Source organism: Bowmanella yangjiangensis (assembly GCF_018531185.1).
Taxonomy (GTDB): domain Bacteria; phylum Pseudomonadota; class Gammaproteobacteria; order Enterobacterales; family Alteromonadaceae; genus Bowmanella; species Bowmanella yangjiangensis.
The window spans coordinates 61,602-79,497 of record NZ_JAHDJU010000003.1; the positions used below are offsets into that span (position 1 = coordinate 61,602).

A 17,896-nucleotide genomic window follows, 5' to 3' on the forward strand; every position below is an offset into this window, starting at 1 on the left:
CATGAGTATTGTTGATGTTGCCGTTAAACGGCCGGTTACCGTGTGGATGTTCACTTTTGCTATTTTGTTGTTTGGCATGGTGTCACTGTCCCGTTTAGCGCTAAACCTGTTACCCGAATTATCCTACCCGACCCTGACCATTCGCACTGACTACCCCGGCGCGGCGCCGGGTGAAGTAGAACAACTGGTCAGCAAGCCTATTGAAGAAGCCGTTGGCGTAGTCAAAGGTGTGCGCACTGTCACCTCCACCTCGAAGGCGGGTCAGTCCGACGTGGTACTGGAGTTTGAATGGGGGAGCAAAATGGATCTCGCCAGCCTGGACGTGCGCGAGAAGCTGGATATTATTCAGTTGCCCCTGGATGTGAAGAAACCGCTGCTACTGCGTTTTAACCCCAATATGGATCCTATTCTGCGCATGGGTTTAGGCGCCAGCCAGGGCAATCTTGACAGCGAAGCCACCAAACGGCTTCGCACATACGCTGAAGAAGAGTTTAAACGCAAACTTGAGTCGGTAAACGGCGTTGCCTCAGTGAAGGTAGGCGGAGGTCTGGAGAACGAGATCCAGGTTCTGATCAATCAGGACAAAGCCAGTCAGTTAAACATCAAATTGGAAGATGTCATTACCCGTCTTAAAGCCGAGAACGTCAACACCTCAGGTGGTCGGGTGGAAGACGGTAGTCGGGAATATCTGGTACGTACCTTGAATCAATTCCAGAATCTCGATCAGATGCGAGATCTGTTTATTGCGTCCCGTGAAGGCCGTAATATCCGCCTGGCCGATATTGCCGAGATTGTAGACAGCCATAAAGAGCGCGATTCGGTTACCCGCTTTGCCGGACTTGAAGGGGTAGAAGTTGCCATCTACAAAGAAGGTGATGCCAACACTGTGCAGGTTGCCGACAATGTTAAACGCCGCCTGGAACAAATCCGCAAAGACATTCCATCGCAATACCAATTGCAAGTGGTATACGACCAGTCTCTGTTTATCGCCAATGCCATTGATGAGGTGAAATCTGCTGCCATTATCGGCGGGATCCTGGCCATGTTGGTCCTCTATCTGTTCCTAAAGAATATCTGGCCAACCCTGATTATCTCTATCAGTATTCCGGTTTCGATTGTCGCCACTTTTAATCTGATGTACGGCAACGACATCAGCCTCAATATCATGAGCTTGGGCGGTATTGCCCTGGCCATCGGCTTGTTGGTCGATAACAGCATAGTCGTGCTGGAAAATATCGATCGTCACAAAAAGCTGGGTACCCATGCCCATACCGCAGCGGCACAGGGCACAAAAGAAGTGTCTAATGCCATTATCGCCTCAACCCTGACCACCATGGCGGTGTTCTTCCCGCTGGTATTTGTCGAAGGGGTCGCTGGCCAATTATTCAGTGATCAGGCCTTGACGGTCACCTTCGCGCTGGCTGCATCCTTGGTCGTGGCACTGACATTAATTCCCATGCTGGCCGCCCGTGAAAAAAGGGCCGGAAGCAGTGAATCAAGTGCCCCACTGGATCTTGGCCCGAGTCATACCGTGCAAGTCCCTGCCAGCAAAGCCGGTAAAGTACTTTACTACCTGGTTTGGCCATTTCGCATGCTGTTAAAAGGCATAGGTAAACTGATTTACGTGCTGTCCCTAACTATCAGCAGCGCCATTCTGGCCGTCATTCGCCTGCTAAGAAAAGTGCTGAGCGTTGTTTTTAAACCTTTGTTGTGGATCTTTGACCGGGTCTTTAGTGCCTTAGAGCATGGCTATCAAAGCCTGTTGCGGCAGGCCATGCAACACCGGGCAGTCACCCTGTCGGCAGTATTGGGCAGTGCCCTGCTATCCCTGACACTACTCCCCCGTCTGGGCGTAGAACTTATCCCGCCCATGTCTCAGGGAGAGTTCTATGTCGAAGTCAATTTGTCCACCGGTGCTCGTCTTGAAGACACCGACCATGTACTGGAAAAACTGGCTTTGTTTACTCAGGATCTGGACGGCGTCGATCGGACTTACTCGCTAGCCGGTACAGGTAGTTTAATGAATGCTTCCCCCAGCCAAGGCGGCGATTATTGGGGTAAGCTGAATGTAGTGATGCAAAACGGCACCCACGCAACCGAGGAAAATAAGGTCATGGACGCCATGCGCGAATATCTGCGCACCCAGGCAGGCGTCACAGCAAAATTCGGCAAGCCGGAAATGTTCAGCTTTGCCACACCACTTGAGATCCAGCTAACAGGTTATGACCTGACGCTACTGGCGCGCCACGCAGACAAGTTAGTCACCCTGCTTGAAGCCGATGACCGTTTCGCTGATGTTAAATCTACCCTGCGGGCCGGACACCCTGAGCTGAAAATCTATTTTGACCACGCTAAGCTGGCACAACTTGGCTTAAGCGCCGCCGATGTGTCTAAATTGATCGCGGCCAAGATCGGCGGTGAAGTTGCCAGTCGCTACGCCATCGATGATCGCAAAGTGGATATCCTGGTCAGAACCCAGACTCAGCAGCGTGATTCCATTGAAGATATTGCTCGCATGACAGTCAATCCAGGTGGCAACCCCTCGGTCCCCCTGGATGCGGTGGCCGATATACAGATGTCGGTAGGCCCAAGCGAGATAACCCGTGTTGGTCAGGAACGTGTGGCATTAGTCACTGCCAACCTGGCTCACGGCGATTTGGGTGAAGCCGTGGCCCAAGCAAAATTAATCCTATCTGATCTAAAGCTACCTATGAGCATGCAGGCCCGCATTGCTGGTCAGAATGAAGAGATGCAAGTGTCTTTCGATTCGTTGAAATTCGCCCTGCTGCTCGCGGTGTTTATGGTTTATCTGGTGATGGCCTCGCAGTTTGAATCCCTGCTGCATCCCTTCCTCATCCTCTTTACCGTACCGCTGGCCTGTGCAGGTTCAATTTATGGGCTATTCCTGACCGGCACAAATATCAGTGTGGTGGTGTTTATCGGCCTGATCATGCTGGCTGGTATTGTGGTCAACAATGCTATCGTGCTGGTCGACAGAATTAATCAATTGCGCGAAGCCGGCAGCGACAAGCAAGTCGCAATCTTTGAAGCTGCCAGCAGCCGTCTGCGCCCTATTCTGATGACAACCCTGACCACCACCTTGGGCCTGCTGCCCATGGCCATTGGTTTGGGTGAAGGGTCGGAAATCCGCACGCCCATGGCCATCACGGTGATTTTCGGTCTGCTTTTTGCCACGGTACTGACGCTGCTTTTAATCCCGGTACTGTACAGTTTGTTTGACCGCAAGCGCTTTACCGCGCCCGCTCAGGACAGCCTGGAGGTAAGCCATGAACAAGCTTGAAAACCTCGGCGTTTACCTCACCGACTTCGCTATTCGTAAGCCGGTTACTGTATGCATGTTGTTCTTCTCTATGCTGCTGTTGGGGTTGTTGGCCAGCCGTATGCTACCACTGGAAAAATTCCCCGGTATCGACATTCCGCAAATTATGGTGGTGGTGCCCTATCAGGATGCCACCCCGGCGGAAGTCGAGAAGATGATTACCAAGCCGGTGGAAGAAGCCCTGGCCACGATGGCAGACGTAAAACGCTTGTCATCCACATCCAACGAAAACAACGCTGAAATCAGCCTGGAATTCAGTTGGGGCGAAAACTTGAGTGCCAAGGGTATTGAAGCCAGGGAAAAAATTGACGCCATTCGCCATCTGCTGCCCTCAGATGTCGAGCGTATCATGGTGTATCAATTCAATACGGCCGATTTGCCTATCTTTCAACTGCGGGTTTCCAGCGAGCGAGATCTCTCCAACGCTTACGATCTGTTGGATCGCAACCTAAAAATGCCTATCGAACGGGTACCAGGGGTATCCAAAGTTGAACTCTACGGGGTGATGAAAAAGCAAATTGCTATCCGCCTGGACGCCCAGCGTATAGCCGCCCTGCATATCGATCTGAATAAGCTGGGGAAAGCGTTACGAGATGCCAACTTCTCCATGACCGCCGGCCACTTCTTTGAGTTAGACCAGAAAATCAGCGTGAATCCACAGGGTGAATTTCGCAGCAAGGAAGAGATTGAAGATCTGATCATCCAATCCGGCATCCGCCTCAAAGACATCGCCGACATCAGCTATGAAACCCCAAAACGCACCGAAGGGAGGCACTTGGACCGCACCTACGCAGTGGGCCTGAACATCTATCGTGAGTCTGGCAGCAACCTGGTGGAAGTCTCCCAAGCCGTATTAAAGGTGATAGACGAGGCAAACGGTAACCCAGCGTTTCAAGGCATCAATCTGTTTATCATGCAAGACGAGGCGCAAAGCGTTACCAAGTCTCTGAGTGATTTGTTGGATGCCGGCATGCTCGGGGCATTATTGTCGGTGGTGGTGTTGTATGCGTTCCTGCGCCAATGGGCCCCCACCCTGATTGTGGTGCTGTCTGTGCCCTTTGCCATCTGTATTACCCTGGGCTTTATGCTGTTTATGGGGTACAGCCTGAATATTCTGTCCATGATGGGGCTGATGCTGGCGATAGGTATGCTGGTTGACAATGCAGTGGTGGTCACCGAAAGCATCAGCCATGAGCGGGAAACCGAAGCCGATCCTATCAAAGCCACCAAAGCCGGGGTCAGTAAAGTCAGTCTGGCCGTCATTGCCGGTACTGCCACCACCGCCATTGTGTTTTTGCCCAATATTGTCGGTGAAAAACAGGAAGTCACAGTGTTTCTCGAACATGTGGCCATTGCTATTTGTATATCACTGTTCGCGTCACTGCTGATTGCCCAAACCCTGATCCCGTTGCTGGCCAGTCGCCTTAAACAGCAAAAAGTCACAACAAAGTCAGGCCCGGGTAAATTCGCAGCCTGGTATCAGCGCATCCTGACCTGGACGCTCAACCATCAGGGAAAAACCACCCTGATTGCCATCGCCATCCTGCTTTCCACCGCCATCCCCATGGGCGTGGTCACTAACGACGGGGATAATGACAACCCCAACAACCGGCTGTGGCTGAACTACAACATTGAGGGTAACTTCAACCTGGAAGAGGTGGAAAAAGAAGTAGAACGCATGGAGGCTTACCTCTATGCCAACCAGGAACGTTTCCACATCAAGCAGGTATACAGCTATTACAATCCGGGTCACGCCGTATCGGGTTTAACCCTGGAAGATGAGCTGCCCATGTCCCAGGCTGAACTGAAAGCCTTGATCAAGAAAGACATGCCCAGCTTTGTACGCAGTAAACCCAGCTTCCGCTGGAATGAGAGCAAAGGTGGGGTGCGTCTGACCCTGTTAGGCCAGTCCTCTGAAACCCTAATGGATATCGCCGACCAGATAGTTCCGGTGCTGGCCAGAGTAGATGGACTTACCGACGTGCGCACCGATATCAATGGTGAAAAAGAAGAATTGCAGATCCGTGTTGATCGGCAAAAAGCTTTCCGTTTTGGACTGTCAGCAGAAACCGTGGCAAATACCGTAGCCATGGCCCTGAGGGGAAGCAACCTCAGAACATTTCGACATGCTCAAACCGGCGAAATGGATATTCGCCTGTTGTTCGACGAATCCCTGCAACAGTCTCTGGATGAGCTAAAAAGCCTAACCATTAAACGAGATGGTCAGCAGAACATCACATTGGATATGTTGGCAGATATCGAGATCCTGCCCAGAATGTCGCAAATTCGTCGCTACTATCGGCAGACCGCCCTGGGTATTGGCGCTAACCTTGAAGAAGGCACCAGCCTGGAGCAAGCCCGCCAAGGTATTGAAAAAGTGATGGAACATATCAGCCTGCCCAGTGGTTATAGCTGGACGCTGGATGGCAGCTTCCGTAACCAAGACGAGTCGGAGGCAGTAATGCAGATTAATATGCTGCTGGCTGTCTGCATGATTTATCTGGTGATGGCCGCCTTGTTTGAATCACTGCTTTTGCCTACCGCTGTTATCACCTCACTACTGTTCTCTTTTACCGGCGTGTTCTGGGCCTTCTTACTGACCGGCACCAATATGTCGGTGATAGGCATGATAGGTATGCTGATCCTAATGGGCATAGTGGTTAATAACGGTATCGTACTGGTTGATCGCATCAATCAACTTGTCGCAGAAGGATACAGCGTGATCAACGCCATCATTGAAGGCTGCCTGAGTCGTGTCCGTCCTATTCTGATGACGGTCTCCACTACGGTACTTGGCCTGGTACCGCTGGCATTAGGTGGCACTCAAATAGGGGGAGATGGTCCACCCTATGCGCCCATGGCCATTGCCATTATCGGTGGGCTGCTGTTCTCTACCCTGACCAGCTTGTTCCTGCTGCCACTGACCTACCTGGGCCTGTTAAAACTGCGACGCGCCACCAGCAATATGCTGGCCGACAGTAAACGCCTGGTCAGTCGCGTCATTCCCGGCTAAAACCACCGCCCCTGTATGGGGCGGTATCTTTTTTACCTGCTAAGTCTTGTTACACAAAGCCATTAGACAGACACATTTATTCGCCTTTCAATACATGCCTAATCCCCCAACCATGTCGATTAAGGAAAACAAATGCGTTGTTATCTAGCCTGTGTGTTCTTGTTGTTTACCGCCACCTCCGTCAGTGCGCTAGAAAGGTTGCATGATCTGACCGTGGCAGATTACCCGCTCGGCGAACATCGATATTTGGTTTACATTGAAGACAAAGCCAGTGGCAACCTAAAAAGCGCGGCTATCTGGCAACGCAATGTCAGTGAAGCCGAATATCAGGGTCAGGCGGTGATCAAAACAGAACAACATTGGCGTAGTCCTGACGGCAAGTCCGACCGAGACATCCTTTCCTACAACCGTATTGATAACTTCCAACCTTTGTATCATCGCAGCCATTCAGCGAAAGGCGATGAAGCCTTTGTATTCACTGAGCAGCAGATTGTCGGTGATGCCCACCTTGCCAATAATCAAAAAGCCGATTTCTCCCTGCGTCACCAACCTGGTTTGCTCAACTGGGAGTTGGACATGGAGACATTTGCTTTACTTGAACTTAACCAACAACAAAGCGTTACCTTGCCTTTTTATCACCCCGGTTCGAAAACCGAACCTGCGCTTTACACCTACCAGGTCAGCAGTAAAGACTATCAGCCCCCATATGGTGCGGCGCGGCCTTGCTGGGTATTGCGTTACAGTGACGGTGAAAAGTACCAGGTGGACTTCTGGCTGGATAAGTCCAGCGGTCAGGTTATTTATATGCAGGAGCAATGGGGCAACACACTGCGCTACAAGATCAAGATATCCTGAGGCTGTTCCACTGTGGATGGGCACAGGCCCCTTTGCCCATCCACTGTCATAAAACCTTCATGATTTAGCGCTTTGCGCACCAGTTTGTCTATGGAACAATTAACTGGTCTATACCAGTTAATTGAGAAGATTGATGAACCAATATCTGTTGCTTACCCCAGGCCCGCTTTCTACCAGTCAAGGGGTGCGTGAAGCCATGCTAAAAGACTGGTGCACCTGGGATGAGGAATATAACCTTGGCATTGTCCAGCACATCCGCCGCCGTTTGGTGGAGCTGGCCACCTCCCAACCTGGCTATACCGCCGTGCTCATGCAGGGCTCAGGTACCGCCTCAGTGGAAGCCGTGCTCAGCACGGTGATAAGCCCACAACATAAGTTGCTGATTATCGACAATGGCGCCTATGGTGCCCGTATGGCAGACATTGCCCGTTACCACAAGCTCAATCACAGTCTGTACAAAGTAAGCGAAACCAGTCTGCCTAACATTGAAGAAATAGAGCGCCATCTGCAACAAAACAGCGGTATCACCCATGTGGCCATGGTTCACTGTGAAACCACCACAGGCATGCTTAATCCGGCCCGGGAAGTGGCGGCTTTAGCGCATCAGTACGGCAAGGTGATGATTCTGGATGCCATGAGTAGTTTTGGCGGTGTGCCGATGGATATTGGCGACTGGCACGTGGATTATCTAATCAGCTCGGCCAATAAATGTATCCAGGGTGTGCCCGGCTTTGGCTTTGTGATTGCCCGCCAATCCCTTTTGCAAAAATGCGCTGGCCAGGCCCGTTCATTAAGTTTGGATCTTTATGATCAGTGGCATTGTATGGAAAATCAGCAAGGTAAATGGCGCTTTACCTCACCCACTCATGTGGTCAGAGCCTTTGCCCAGGCACTGACAGAATTAGACCAGGAAGGTGGCATTGCCGCGCGCCACGCCAGGTATCAGCAAAATCAATGGTTGCTTTGCCAGGGCATGCAAGAGTTAGGGTTTCGCACGCTACTGCCCTTTGCACTTCATTCCCCCATCATCACTTCATTTTATTCGCCAGAGCAGGCCGGCTATAACTTCAAGGCGTTTTATCAGCGCTTGAAGGAGCAAGGCTTTGTGATCTATCCGGGCAAAGTGTCAGATGCCGATTGCTTTCGTATCGGCAATATAGGCGAAGTTTATCCGCAGGATATTCAGCGTCTACTCAGTGCTATCGCCTCTTCCAGATATTGGCTGGATTAACCCGGCAAGGGGCTCCGGCCCCTTTTTTAATGCGTATTTGCACTGAGCCATTCCTGTTAATTACAAGACCTTTGCACAGTTGCCGCGTACAATAGCCACATCCTTGAAAATCCAGGCTTTTCCATGCGTCATCAAATTTGGCAACAATTGCGACTGGAAGCGGAAGATCTGATCCGTACCGAACCTTTGCTGGCCAGTCACGTTTATTCCTGCATTCTCAATCACACCTGCCTGGGTAGCGCATTGAGTTTTATCGTCGCCAACAAACTCACCGACGGCGTGGTCTCGGCTTTCACCTTCAGAGAGCTGTTTGATCAGGCCTTTGTGAATTGCGACAACATGCTGACCCAGGTCAGTTGCGATATAAAAGCCGTGATTGACCGGGATCCCGCCGTAGACAAATACTTGACCGTATTGCTTAACCTCAAAGGCTTTCAGGCCATTCAGGTACATCGTTTGGCCCATTGTTTGTGGCAGCAAAACCGCCGGGATCTAGCGCGTTTTATCCAAAGCCGCAACTCCGAAGTCTTTGGTGTGGACATTCACCCGGCCTGTCAAATCGGCAAAGGCGTGATGTTCGACCATGCCACCGGCATTGTTATTGGTGAAACAGCGGTTATTGAAGACAATGTATCTATCCTGCAGGGTGTCACCCTGGGCGGCACCGGTAACGAATGTGGCGACCGTCACCCTAAAATCCGTGAAGGTGTGATGATAGGGGCTGGTGCCAAAGTACTGGGCAATATCGATATAGGTAAAAGTGCAAAAATTGGCGCTGGCTCCGTGGTATTACAAGCCGTTCCGGCTCATACCACAGTGGTTGGCGTGCCCGCCAAGGTAGTTGGTCGTACCAACTGTGCCTGCCCGGCCGAAAGCATGGACCAAAGCTTTGCCGAAGCGCAAAGCGAGGCCTGATATCTTTCTGCGGATCCTTACCGGTGTTAGTCTCACGCCTTAGTCAGGGCACAACGGCACCGGTAAACTGGATCATTATCCATTTACTGAATGTAACACCTAAAGCTTGGCCTCGTCTGATGTTGGCAAACTATTTGAAGCCAGTTTATCCGCACATGCGGAAACTCAGATCACCTTGAAGAACGCCCGTTGCTAATTGTGTTGAAACTTGCCCACTAGTTTGGGGTCACAGAATGTGGCACGTTGCGAATTGCTACAAAGCGAACTCGTTCATGTGCCATTTCAGGGGAATCCCCACATCGCTTTACACACATTTCCAGGAGGAATTTATGGCCAAGATACTGATGATCACCGGTGACTTTGTTGAAGATTATGAAAATATGGTGCCCTTTCAGGCGCTATTAGCCATGGGCCATCAGGTAGATGCCGTGTGCCCGGGCAAGAAAAAGAATGACAGCATTGCCACTTGTATTCACGACTTTGAAGGACACCAGACCTACAGCGAAAAACGCGGCCACAACTTCACGTTGAATGCCGATTTTGAGCAGGTCGCCGCGTCTGAATACGATGCCCTTTACCTGCCAGGTGGTCGTGCCCCTGAATATTTGCGTCTGGATAGTAAAGTACTGGCGATAATCAAAGCCTTTGTGGCCAGTAATAAGCCGGTGGCGGCCATTTGTCACGGCGCGCAGCTATTAACCGCCGCCAATGTGATTGAAGGCAAGAAAGTCTCTGCCTATCCAGCTTGCGCGCCGGAAGTCAGACTGGCGGGTGCCGAGTATGTCGACCTGCAAATGGATGAGGCGATTACCGACGGTAAACTGGTCACCGCCCCTGCCTGGCCAGCTCACCCAGCGATGTTAAAGCAACTGGTTGCTCTGCTCTGATATTCCACAGGCCGGTCAAAGCACCGGCCCTTTATGCCCTATTTAGAGCCCTTCAACCTGCATCTCAATCGCGCTATGCAGCCAGTACTCAATGTTGTAGTCCACCAGGGCGTCATGCTTATCGTAGCGCTTACGCACAATGCGTAAACAAGGGGCACCGCTATTTTGCTCCAGCTGCGGGGCATAGTCGTCCGGCAAGGTGGTCACAAATACCTGGCTACGCTCATGGGTCACTTCCACACCGCCTTGCTCAAGAATGATCTGCGTCACAGAGCCACTCAGGTCCTGCTTATCCAGCGTGGCACAAATGGCTAGCGGACAGGTAATTTCTTCCAGCATCACCGCTCTGCCGTCCAGACTGCGCACTCTCACGAGGTTAAAGGCTTCCAGCGTATTTTCGCCAAAAGCTTCTGCCACCTCCCCCTGCACCCATTGGCGGCTGACCTCCACCACGTTGGTCTGGGCTTTGAAGCCCTGCTGTTTGGCCAACTCATAGAAATTCACTTTGCGAACCGGGTTCCACACCAAACGTGGCGGACAAACAAACCAACCTTTACGGTTCTGACGATAAATAATCCCTTCCGCTTCCAGTCGCAGCAGCGCTTCTCTGACCGTAATACGGGTGGACTTGAACTGCTCAAGCAATTCCCGTTCAGAGGGCAGTTTGCTGTTTTGGCGCATCGCACCTTGCTGGATAAGTGCCGCCAAATGGTGACGAATTTGCTGATATAACAACATGATAGTCTGGACTAGTCCTAAGTGTGGTTATTGTTCCAGTAGCGCTCAATCCTTTCAAGCCAAAAGGCCCGATCCACCGCAATATCCTGCTGTGGTTTGCCCGCATCATCCAAAGCACGCAGTTGCATGGCCTGTGCTGCAAAGGGCTGCTGAATAAACCGCTGCGCTTCGTCAGCTTCCATCACACCGCCCTGCTCGGCCAGGGTGGCCAAACTGGCGGCAGAGAGTGCAGCTACGCCTTGCGCAAAGGCCTGATAACGTTTTGCCTGTACATGCCAGTAAATTGGCTGGGTAAGTTCAGGTGGGAATCCCCATGCGCTCAGCACCTCAGCACCGAGCTCGGCGTGACCGGCATAGCCAAGGGCGGTCAGGCCAGGTAATTGCCGCTCAAGGGCGATAAAATGGCCAATATCGTGCAAAAAGGCCGCACACGACAGGGTATCCCCCAGCCCTTGCTGCTGCGCCAACATGGAACAGGCCACGGCATGTTCCAACTGACTGCAATTCTCTCCCAGGGTTAACTGGTCATAGCGCTCAAACAAGGCCCGGATCAAGGCAATGGGGTTAGTCATAATCGGCCTTACCGGCAAAATTAGCTAGCCTGGCCAACTGCTTATCCCAGACTCTCGGCACCAAATCAGCATCTTCGCGGGCTTCTTTACGTCTTATCGCATCGCGTATTGCCAGGGCACCTAAGTAGCGAAACGGCTCAGGTGGAAAATTCAGCGGTCGGGTACAGATCAGGGCGCTTTGGCTCCATTTGTCCTGTAAGCCTAACGCCATAGAGGAGAGTATTTCGCCGCCCAGATACGTTTGCACCACGCCGTTGCCCGAATACCCCAGAGCATAAAGTACAGTCGGCTGGCCAGGCAGATGGCCGAAAAACGGCATGCCGGTCGCAGAGCGGTCCGATGCGCCATTCCAACTGCGCTGCATTTGCAGACCGCTATCCGGGAAAAAACGCCGCAGCGCTTGCTGCAGTTGCCCTTCCCTTGGACTTTGAGCATCAAAACCCTTGTCCATGCGATTGGCAAAAGCAAAACGATTACCGCCTTTACCTAACATTAATCGCCCATCTGGCGTTGTGCGGTAGTAATGCACAAAAGTGCGACAATCAATCACGGCGCCGCCATGCTTAAGGCCAAGTGCCTCAAGTGTCTGAGGCGCAGCTTCGGTGATCAACATATCCGAAGATACCAGCGACACGGCCCTGGACAGACTGGGTACCTGGCGAGGCAACCAGGAGTTGGTGGCAAGGATCAGGGTGTCACACACTAGCGAACCGTATTGGGTTTTTACCTTATTCGGCCTGCCAGCCTCAAAGCCCAGCATCGGGCTATGCTCATAAATCTGCACCCCAAGCTGGCTGGCAACCTGCTTCAGCCCCCTGACCAATTTAGCTGGTTGTACACTCCCGGCCTGCGGGCTGAAATAGCCATCCAGATGCAGTGCCGAGCCAGTTTGCTTAAGTAGTGCCTGGGAAGTTAACTGCTGCCAGTTGTTCAATCCATGGCGCTCAAGCATGGCCAATATTGGCGGCATGACCCCACGCTGCGCAGCACTGGTGGCGGTATAATAAGCACCATCCAGGCGAAGCTCGGCGTCAATACCATACTGGCAGCAAAACCCGGCAATATCCCGCGCCGCCTGCTCTGATTGTTGCACTAGTGTCAGAGCCGCCGACAAGCCATAGAGTTTGATCAGGGTCGGCAGCTTGGTTGACCAGGTCAGCATGGCACCGCCATTGCGCCCGGACGCCCCCTGCCCGCACCAACCACTTTCAATCAGCGTCACCTCAGCCTGCGGGCATTTTTGCTTTATTTTAATAGCGCTCCACAGTCCGCTAAAACCGCCCCCGACTATGCCAATCTGGGCGCGGCATGTACCGGTTAGCGCAGGCGACGCAACGGGTGCTTCCTGTGCCATGGCCTGATCAAACCAATAAGGTTGGAATGCGATGACGCTCAAGGGCGCTCTCCGCGGGCCAGGCGCTGCTCGATGTCATCCAGTACCGGCAGAATATCGGCCAGGCTGTCGATAACATAGTGGGCCTGGCTTAGCTGCTGCTGTGCCTCGGCTTTTAGCTGTTGCTGGCGGTGTGCGTCCAGATCTTGCCATTCTTCCAATGTCAGGCCAACGGCATTGCCGGTCAGGCTCAGGCCCACAGTCCACATACCGGCATTTAGCCCTTCCTCTATGCCAGGTGCGCTGTCATCCACTTTTACGCAGCGGCTTACCGCCATCAGACCAAGCTCAATAACATTTTGCAGCGCCATCCAGGGACCGGGGCGCGAACCTGCCGCCAAATCATCGCTGCACACCACACAATCAGGCTGATAACCATAATCAGCCGCGACCGGCAATAAGGCTTCCATGACCTCCCGTGGGTAGCCCGAACAACTGCCAATTTTCATTCCCCGCTCACGTATCTGCTCCAGCACCGCCAATACACCAGGAATAGGCGCGGCCCGCTCGGCCACTTTGGCCTTTTGCAGCGGCATAAAGGTACGGTAAATCTCATCCACCTGGGCGTCTGTCATGGGCTGACCAAATTGCGCAACCCAGCGTTCACGCACTGAAGACAGTTGCCCCAGCGTATGGATATGATCCCATTTACCCATGCCCATGGGAATTCGCGCTTCGGCCAGCGACAAGTCAAACTGGTAGGCCCTGGCAAAAGCTTCCACAAAAATACTGGTGGGGGCGACTGAGCCAAAATCCACCACAGTACCGGCCCAATCTAAAATCACGGCATTAAGTTGTTGCATCTTTTCCTCTCTTTACATGGCTGGCCTTTGCCAGCTCGAATTCCTATGACTCGCGAGTCTCAGCCAGGCTGACCGGCATAGAGTTTGTGCAAAACCCTGCCTGGTTGGCGCAGACGGCCAAAATACAGCAGCGAGCCGATAACCAGCGCCCCGCCCAGGCAAGACACCAGATAACAAAGTTGGATAAAAAACTGCAGCCAGCTGATGTCTGGCGATGCAAAGGTGCGGTAAAGCAAAATTCCGACGCTGCCCAGATAGCCTGCAGAGTCCGCCAGATAAATAAGAAATCCAGCATTAGCAGTCACCCCCACCGCTGAGACCAGGCGGTCAAACAAAAAGCAGTTGTAAGGGATATAGGCGATATATAACCCGGCGCCGAGCAGCACCATCCAGCTTTTGCCATCCAGCATGCCCGACTGGAACATCAGGGTAGATCCGCCCAGCAGGCCACAGCCCAGTAAGATGAAATACTGATTAGCGAAAAAGGCCCGCAGATTGTCCTTAATTATCACCATCAGCCCGAGTGCGATCAGCACAAAAAAGGCGATGCGGATCCCGGCATAAGCGAAGATCCCCGGCTCCTGGCCATAACCCAATGCCTGCCAAATTTCGGCTGAGAAGTTATCGCGAAAATCACGCAGGCCGGTAAACAGCAAAAAGCTGCTGACCAACAGCAGGATCCCCGGCGCATAGCGCCAGAAAAACGCCCACCTGGCGGCGCTGTCCATAGGCGCCCGCAGATGTCGCTCGGCAATATCTTGAGGGTTAGGAAGCGGGGTTTTCGCTAGTAAATACAACGAAATAAAAAATAGTGGGGTAAATAGTGCGCCGGTCACAGCCGGCATCCATAACTCGGGCACCTGCATATCCACCAGCAGCCATTTACCCACAGTACGCACCCAGCCGGACGCCACAATAAAGCTGACACTTAACACCGCACCGAGGATTTCCGTTGACCGGCGCCCCTCGAGAAAGCTGAACACCAACCCCCAAATCATGCCAAGTGGCACACCATTTAGAAACATAAAGGCCAGGTTGTAAGGTGCTGGTGTCAGAGCGAATCCGATAAGGGCCAGTTCGCTGCACAGCACCAGTACCAGAATACTGATGGCACGACGCGCCGCAGTCATTTCCGACACCACTTTGATGCCGATAAATTTAGACAGCAAATAGCCCAGTACCTGAGCAAGGATCAGCGCCACTTTAAAATCCAGCAGCCCAGACCAGCCTTGAATATCAGCATAGCTCGCCACCGAAAACGGCTTTCGGTAGGCATACATGCAGGTATAGGTCATAAAAGCCGCACAAGATGCGTATACCACTAACAGCAAAGCCGGCGCTTGCTGTAAAAAGCGGGTCACACCGCTTAACCGGGATTTGGCCTCAGCCATGGTCTCACCTGTCTTAAACTAAAGGTACAGAGAATGGGCACTGGCCTGTGGCCAGCCCCCCAAGGCGTTAGAAGAAGTCGTAACGCACACCCACCTGACCGCGAACACCGTAGTATTCAATCTGGTTGGGACGCGCTTCTGAACCCGTGTAGTACTGCAGTGGTTCATCGGTGAGGTTGTTAAGCTCAAGATAAATCAAGGCATGGTCGGTAAGCTGGTAAGAAGCAGTGGCATCCACACTGGTATAGTCACCATAGTAGGTATCCAGATCCGCGCTGCTGCCATGGCTTTCGATGTAAGCGCCTTTATGATTCAGCGCCACCCTGGCGGCAAAGGCACCGTCATCATAATAAAGCGCCAGGTTATACAAGGCGTCTGCCTGACGAGAGATTTTCACTTTGTCATCCCGACCGGGAATGTCCATCTCGGAGTCCATAAAGGTGGCATTTGCCGAGAATCCGATATTGTCAGCCCAGTCGCCAAGCATGCCCAGCTTGGTATTAAAGGTCAGTTCCACACCGTGCAACCAGGCATCATCACCGTTTAGCGGGCTTTTAACCGTTACCGTCTGACCGCGATAACTGCCCTGATAGGTCTGAGAGAACACCGGATCAATAATCTGCTTATAAAAATACCCGGCCGACAAGATACCGGTATCGCCAAAGTAGTATTCATACATCAGGTCGAGATTGTTGGAATAGGTGGGATCCAGCTCTGGGTTGCCAGAGCGCAGCTCATTTTCAATTTCCAGATAGGTGGCACCAGGGGAAAGCTGGCCAAAGTCCGGACGGGCAAAAGTACGGCTCAGGGCCAAACGATAGTTGCTGTTGTCATCCGGGCTGTAGGTCAGATGCAAAGATGGCAGCACCGACAAATAGTCTTTTTTACCTATTGAAGGCTCAACATGGCTGCCGTTGGCGTCCTCCACTTTTACCCAACCACTTACCTCGGTATCGGTTTGGGTCAGGCGCAGGCCCCCTACCACTGTCCAGTTATCTGACGGGGTGTACGTGGCCATACCGTATAAAGCCAGATGCGATTCCTGAAGGTCAAAGTTACGGCTCAAGCCACCACCTAACTCGGGCACCTCAGAATCCCCTTCCAGAAGACTGACTTTATGCTGGTTCTGATCCCACCAACGCTTTAAATCTGCCACCGGAATAACAGGGGCAAAGTGCTTTTGGTAATCAATGGCAAAATGGCTCAAATAGTCGCTACGTCCGGGCTGGTCTACCAGCGCTACCCCCAGCTCGTCAGCCACTTGCTGCATAGTTGGCGCTGGGCCAAACTCGGCTTCGTTCCAGCCAAAAAACTTATCAAAGAAGGCCGCGTTACGCTCTTTGTCGCGGTATTTCAGTCCGGCTTTGAGGGCCAGGGTGGCATCGAACTGATGATGCAGATTCAGCTCTGCAACAATTTTGTCTTTTTCTTTGATATCAATGTCATAAAGCTCAACATCGGCCAGCACTGCCTGGCTGGGATCCATACGCCAGTCATCCGGCAAATGCATACCAATTTCCAAGGCAGGATCAGTACCGCCATCAATACTGTTGTAAATCAGACCATCGCCCTGATCCACACCGTCACGTATCCCTACATCATCATCAAAGCTTACGCCTTGTTTGAACTTCACCACATAGTAAGCCCCATCAGCCGAGTTGGGGATATCGCCGTAATAGAACTTGTTGGTGTAGGTTGCCAGGCTCCAGTCTAATTTAGTGGCTGAAGATAAGTCGTGTTCACCACCAAACTGAAAACCCGCCATTTCGGTGATCAGTTCGTTGTAAATATGCTGAAGCTCGACCCGGCTTTTATTGAAGCGAACACGGTTTTTGTAGTGGGTTTCCTCGTCGCGCAGGGAGCCGTACAGAGCTTTGCCATACAGCAAACCATTGTCCAGCAAATACTCTGCCGCACCGTTAACCCCATAGGTGGAGCGCGTGCCTGTATAATCACGCAGCTCCAATCGATGCACTCCCAATCCTTCACGACGCGGCTCGTAGTTATCTGTGGCCCAGTCTCGCTCCCAAAGCGTAGCATTCAGCAGGTAACCAAAACGGCCATCCTCACTGCGATCGCCATACAACAAGTTCAGGCTTTTGCTGTTGCCCTCAGCCAACTCAGACGTACCCGCGCCCAAATTCACCACTAGTGTCTGCTCATCCGGCGCCCGGCGGGTAACAAAGTTGACGCTGCCACCTATGGCATCACCTTCCATATCGGCAGTAACGGCTTTGGACACTTCCACTCGCTCAATCATATCTGAGGGAAAGAAGTCGAATGCCACCGCCCGGCTGGTGGTTTCTTCTTCGGCGGTGGGCAAGCGTGAGCCGTTCAAGGTGGTGGAGTTCCATTGCGAAGGCAAGCCGCGCACAGCCACAAAGCGCCCCTCGCCCTGGTCACGTTCAATAGAAACACCGGGGATACGCTGCACCGCTTCGGCCGCGTTTCGGTCGGGTAACTTACCGATGCCGTCAGCCGAAACGATATTGACGATATTATTGGCAGTGCGTTGCATGGTCAGGGCTTGTGCCATGCCTTTGTGCATATAACCTACCGATACCACTTCTTCAATTTGTGCTTCGGCAGTGGCCTGACTATCGGCTTCCGGTTCGGTTTGCGCCATGGCAAAAGTGGGGGCAAGCATGGCAGCCAGCGCCGCCGCAATAGGTGTCAGTCTTGTCATGAGTGTTCTCATCTTGTTGATTAATAATGACCAAACGAACCAGACCTGACTGACATCTAAACAACACAAGCA

The 17,896-nt window shown here is 52.4% G+C and carries 12 protein-coding genes; 6 read left to right on the forward strand and 6 right to left on the reverse strand.

Features of this window, described 5'->3' with window-relative positions:
- The first annotated feature begins 1 nt into the window (after nt 1).
- The 6 genes from KJY73_RS15855 (at nt 2) to KJY73_RS15880 (ending at nt 10,241) form a co-directional block, all read left to right on the forward strand.
- A complete protein-coding gene (locus KJY73_RS15855; RefSeq protein ID WP_214344724.1) occupies nt 2–3,301 on the forward strand; it encodes an efflux RND transporter permease subunit in 3,300 nt (1,099 codons plus the stop codon).
- Nucleotides 3,288–6,353, forward strand: coding sequence for an efflux RND transporter permease subunit (locus tag KJY73_RS15860; protein ID WP_214344725.1), 3,066 nt, complete (start codon nt 3,288–3,290; stop codon nt 6,351–6,353). The genes KJY73_RS15855 and KJY73_RS15860 overlap by 14 nt, the downstream gene beginning before the upstream one ends.
- A 132-nt stretch (nt 6,354–6,485) precedes the next feature.
- Nucleotides 6,486–7,208, forward strand: a complete 723-nt coding sequence (locus KJY73_RS15865) for a DUF3108 domain-containing protein (RefSeq protein WP_214344726.1) — start codon at nt 6,486–6,488, stop codon at nt 7,206–7,208.
- Nucleotides 7,209–7,338: 130 nt separating this feature from the next.
- The gene (gene phnW / locus KJY73_RS15870; RefSeq protein WP_214344727.1) at nt 7,339–8,439 is read left to right on the forward strand and encodes a 2-aminoethylphosphonate--pyruvate transaminase; all 1,101 of its coding nucleotides are present in this window, start codon (nt 7,339–7,341) and stop codon (nt 8,437–8,439) included.
- Nucleotides 8,440–8,562: 123 nt separating this feature from the next.
- Complete coding sequence (gene cysE, locus KJY73_RS15875; protein ID WP_214344728.1) at nt 8,563–9,354, forward strand: serine O-acetyltransferase; 792 nt, start codon at nt 8,563–8,565, stop codon at nt 9,352–9,354.
- 329 nt (nt 9,355–9,683) lie between these two features.
- Complete coding sequence (locus KJY73_RS15880) at nt 9,684–10,241, forward strand: DJ-1/PfpI family protein (protein WP_214344729.1); 558 nt, start codon at nt 9,684–9,686, stop codon at nt 10,239–10,241.
- 42 nt (nt 10,242–10,283) lie between these two features.
- Here the strand turns inward: KJY73_RS15880 and KJY73_RS15885 are convergent, their stop codons facing one another.
- The 6 genes from KJY73_RS15885 to KJY73_RS15910 form a co-directional block, all read right to left on the reverse strand.
- Complete coding sequence (locus KJY73_RS15885) at nt 10,284–10,979, reverse strand: UTRA domain-containing protein (protein ID WP_214344730.1); 696 nt, start codon at nt 10,977–10,979, stop codon at nt 10,284–10,286.
- A gap of 17 nt (nt 10,980–10,996) precedes the next feature.
- Nucleotides 10,997–11,551: an HDOD domain-containing protein gene (locus KJY73_RS15890; protein ID WP_214344731.1), complete on the reverse strand. Its 555-nt coding sequence runs from the start codon at nt 11,549–11,551 to the stop codon at nt 10,997–10,999.
- Nucleotides 11,544–12,947: an FAD-dependent oxidoreductase gene (locus tag KJY73_RS15895; RefSeq protein ID WP_232848702.1), complete on the reverse strand. Its 1,404-nt coding sequence runs from the start codon at nt 12,945–12,947 to the stop codon at nt 11,544–11,546. Before KJY73_RS15895 ends, KJY73_RS15890 begins: the two co-directional genes overlap by 8 nt.
- Nucleotides 12,944–13,747 (reverse strand): phosphonoacetaldehyde hydrolase, encoded by an 804-nt coding sequence (phnX, locus tag KJY73_RS15900; RefSeq protein WP_214344732.1) that lies wholly within the window; start codon nt 13,745–13,747, stop codon nt 12,944–12,946. Before phnX ends, KJY73_RS15895 begins: the two co-directional genes overlap by 4 nt.
- Nucleotides 13,748–13,806: 59 nt before the next feature.
- Nucleotides 13,807–15,138 (reverse strand): DUF5690 family protein, encoded by a 1,332-nt coding sequence (locus KJY73_RS15905; protein WP_214344733.1) that lies wholly within the window; start codon nt 15,136–15,138, stop codon nt 13,807–13,809.
- A gap of 67 nt (nt 15,139–15,205) precedes the next feature.
- Nucleotides 15,206–17,824 carry a TonB-dependent receptor gene (locus tag KJY73_RS15910; RefSeq protein WP_232848703.1) on the reverse strand — a complete coding sequence of 873 codons (2,619 nt, stop codon included), beginning with the start codon at nt 17,822–17,824 and terminating at the stop codon, nt 15,206–15,208.
- Nucleotides 17,825–17,896 lie beyond the last annotated feature (72 nt).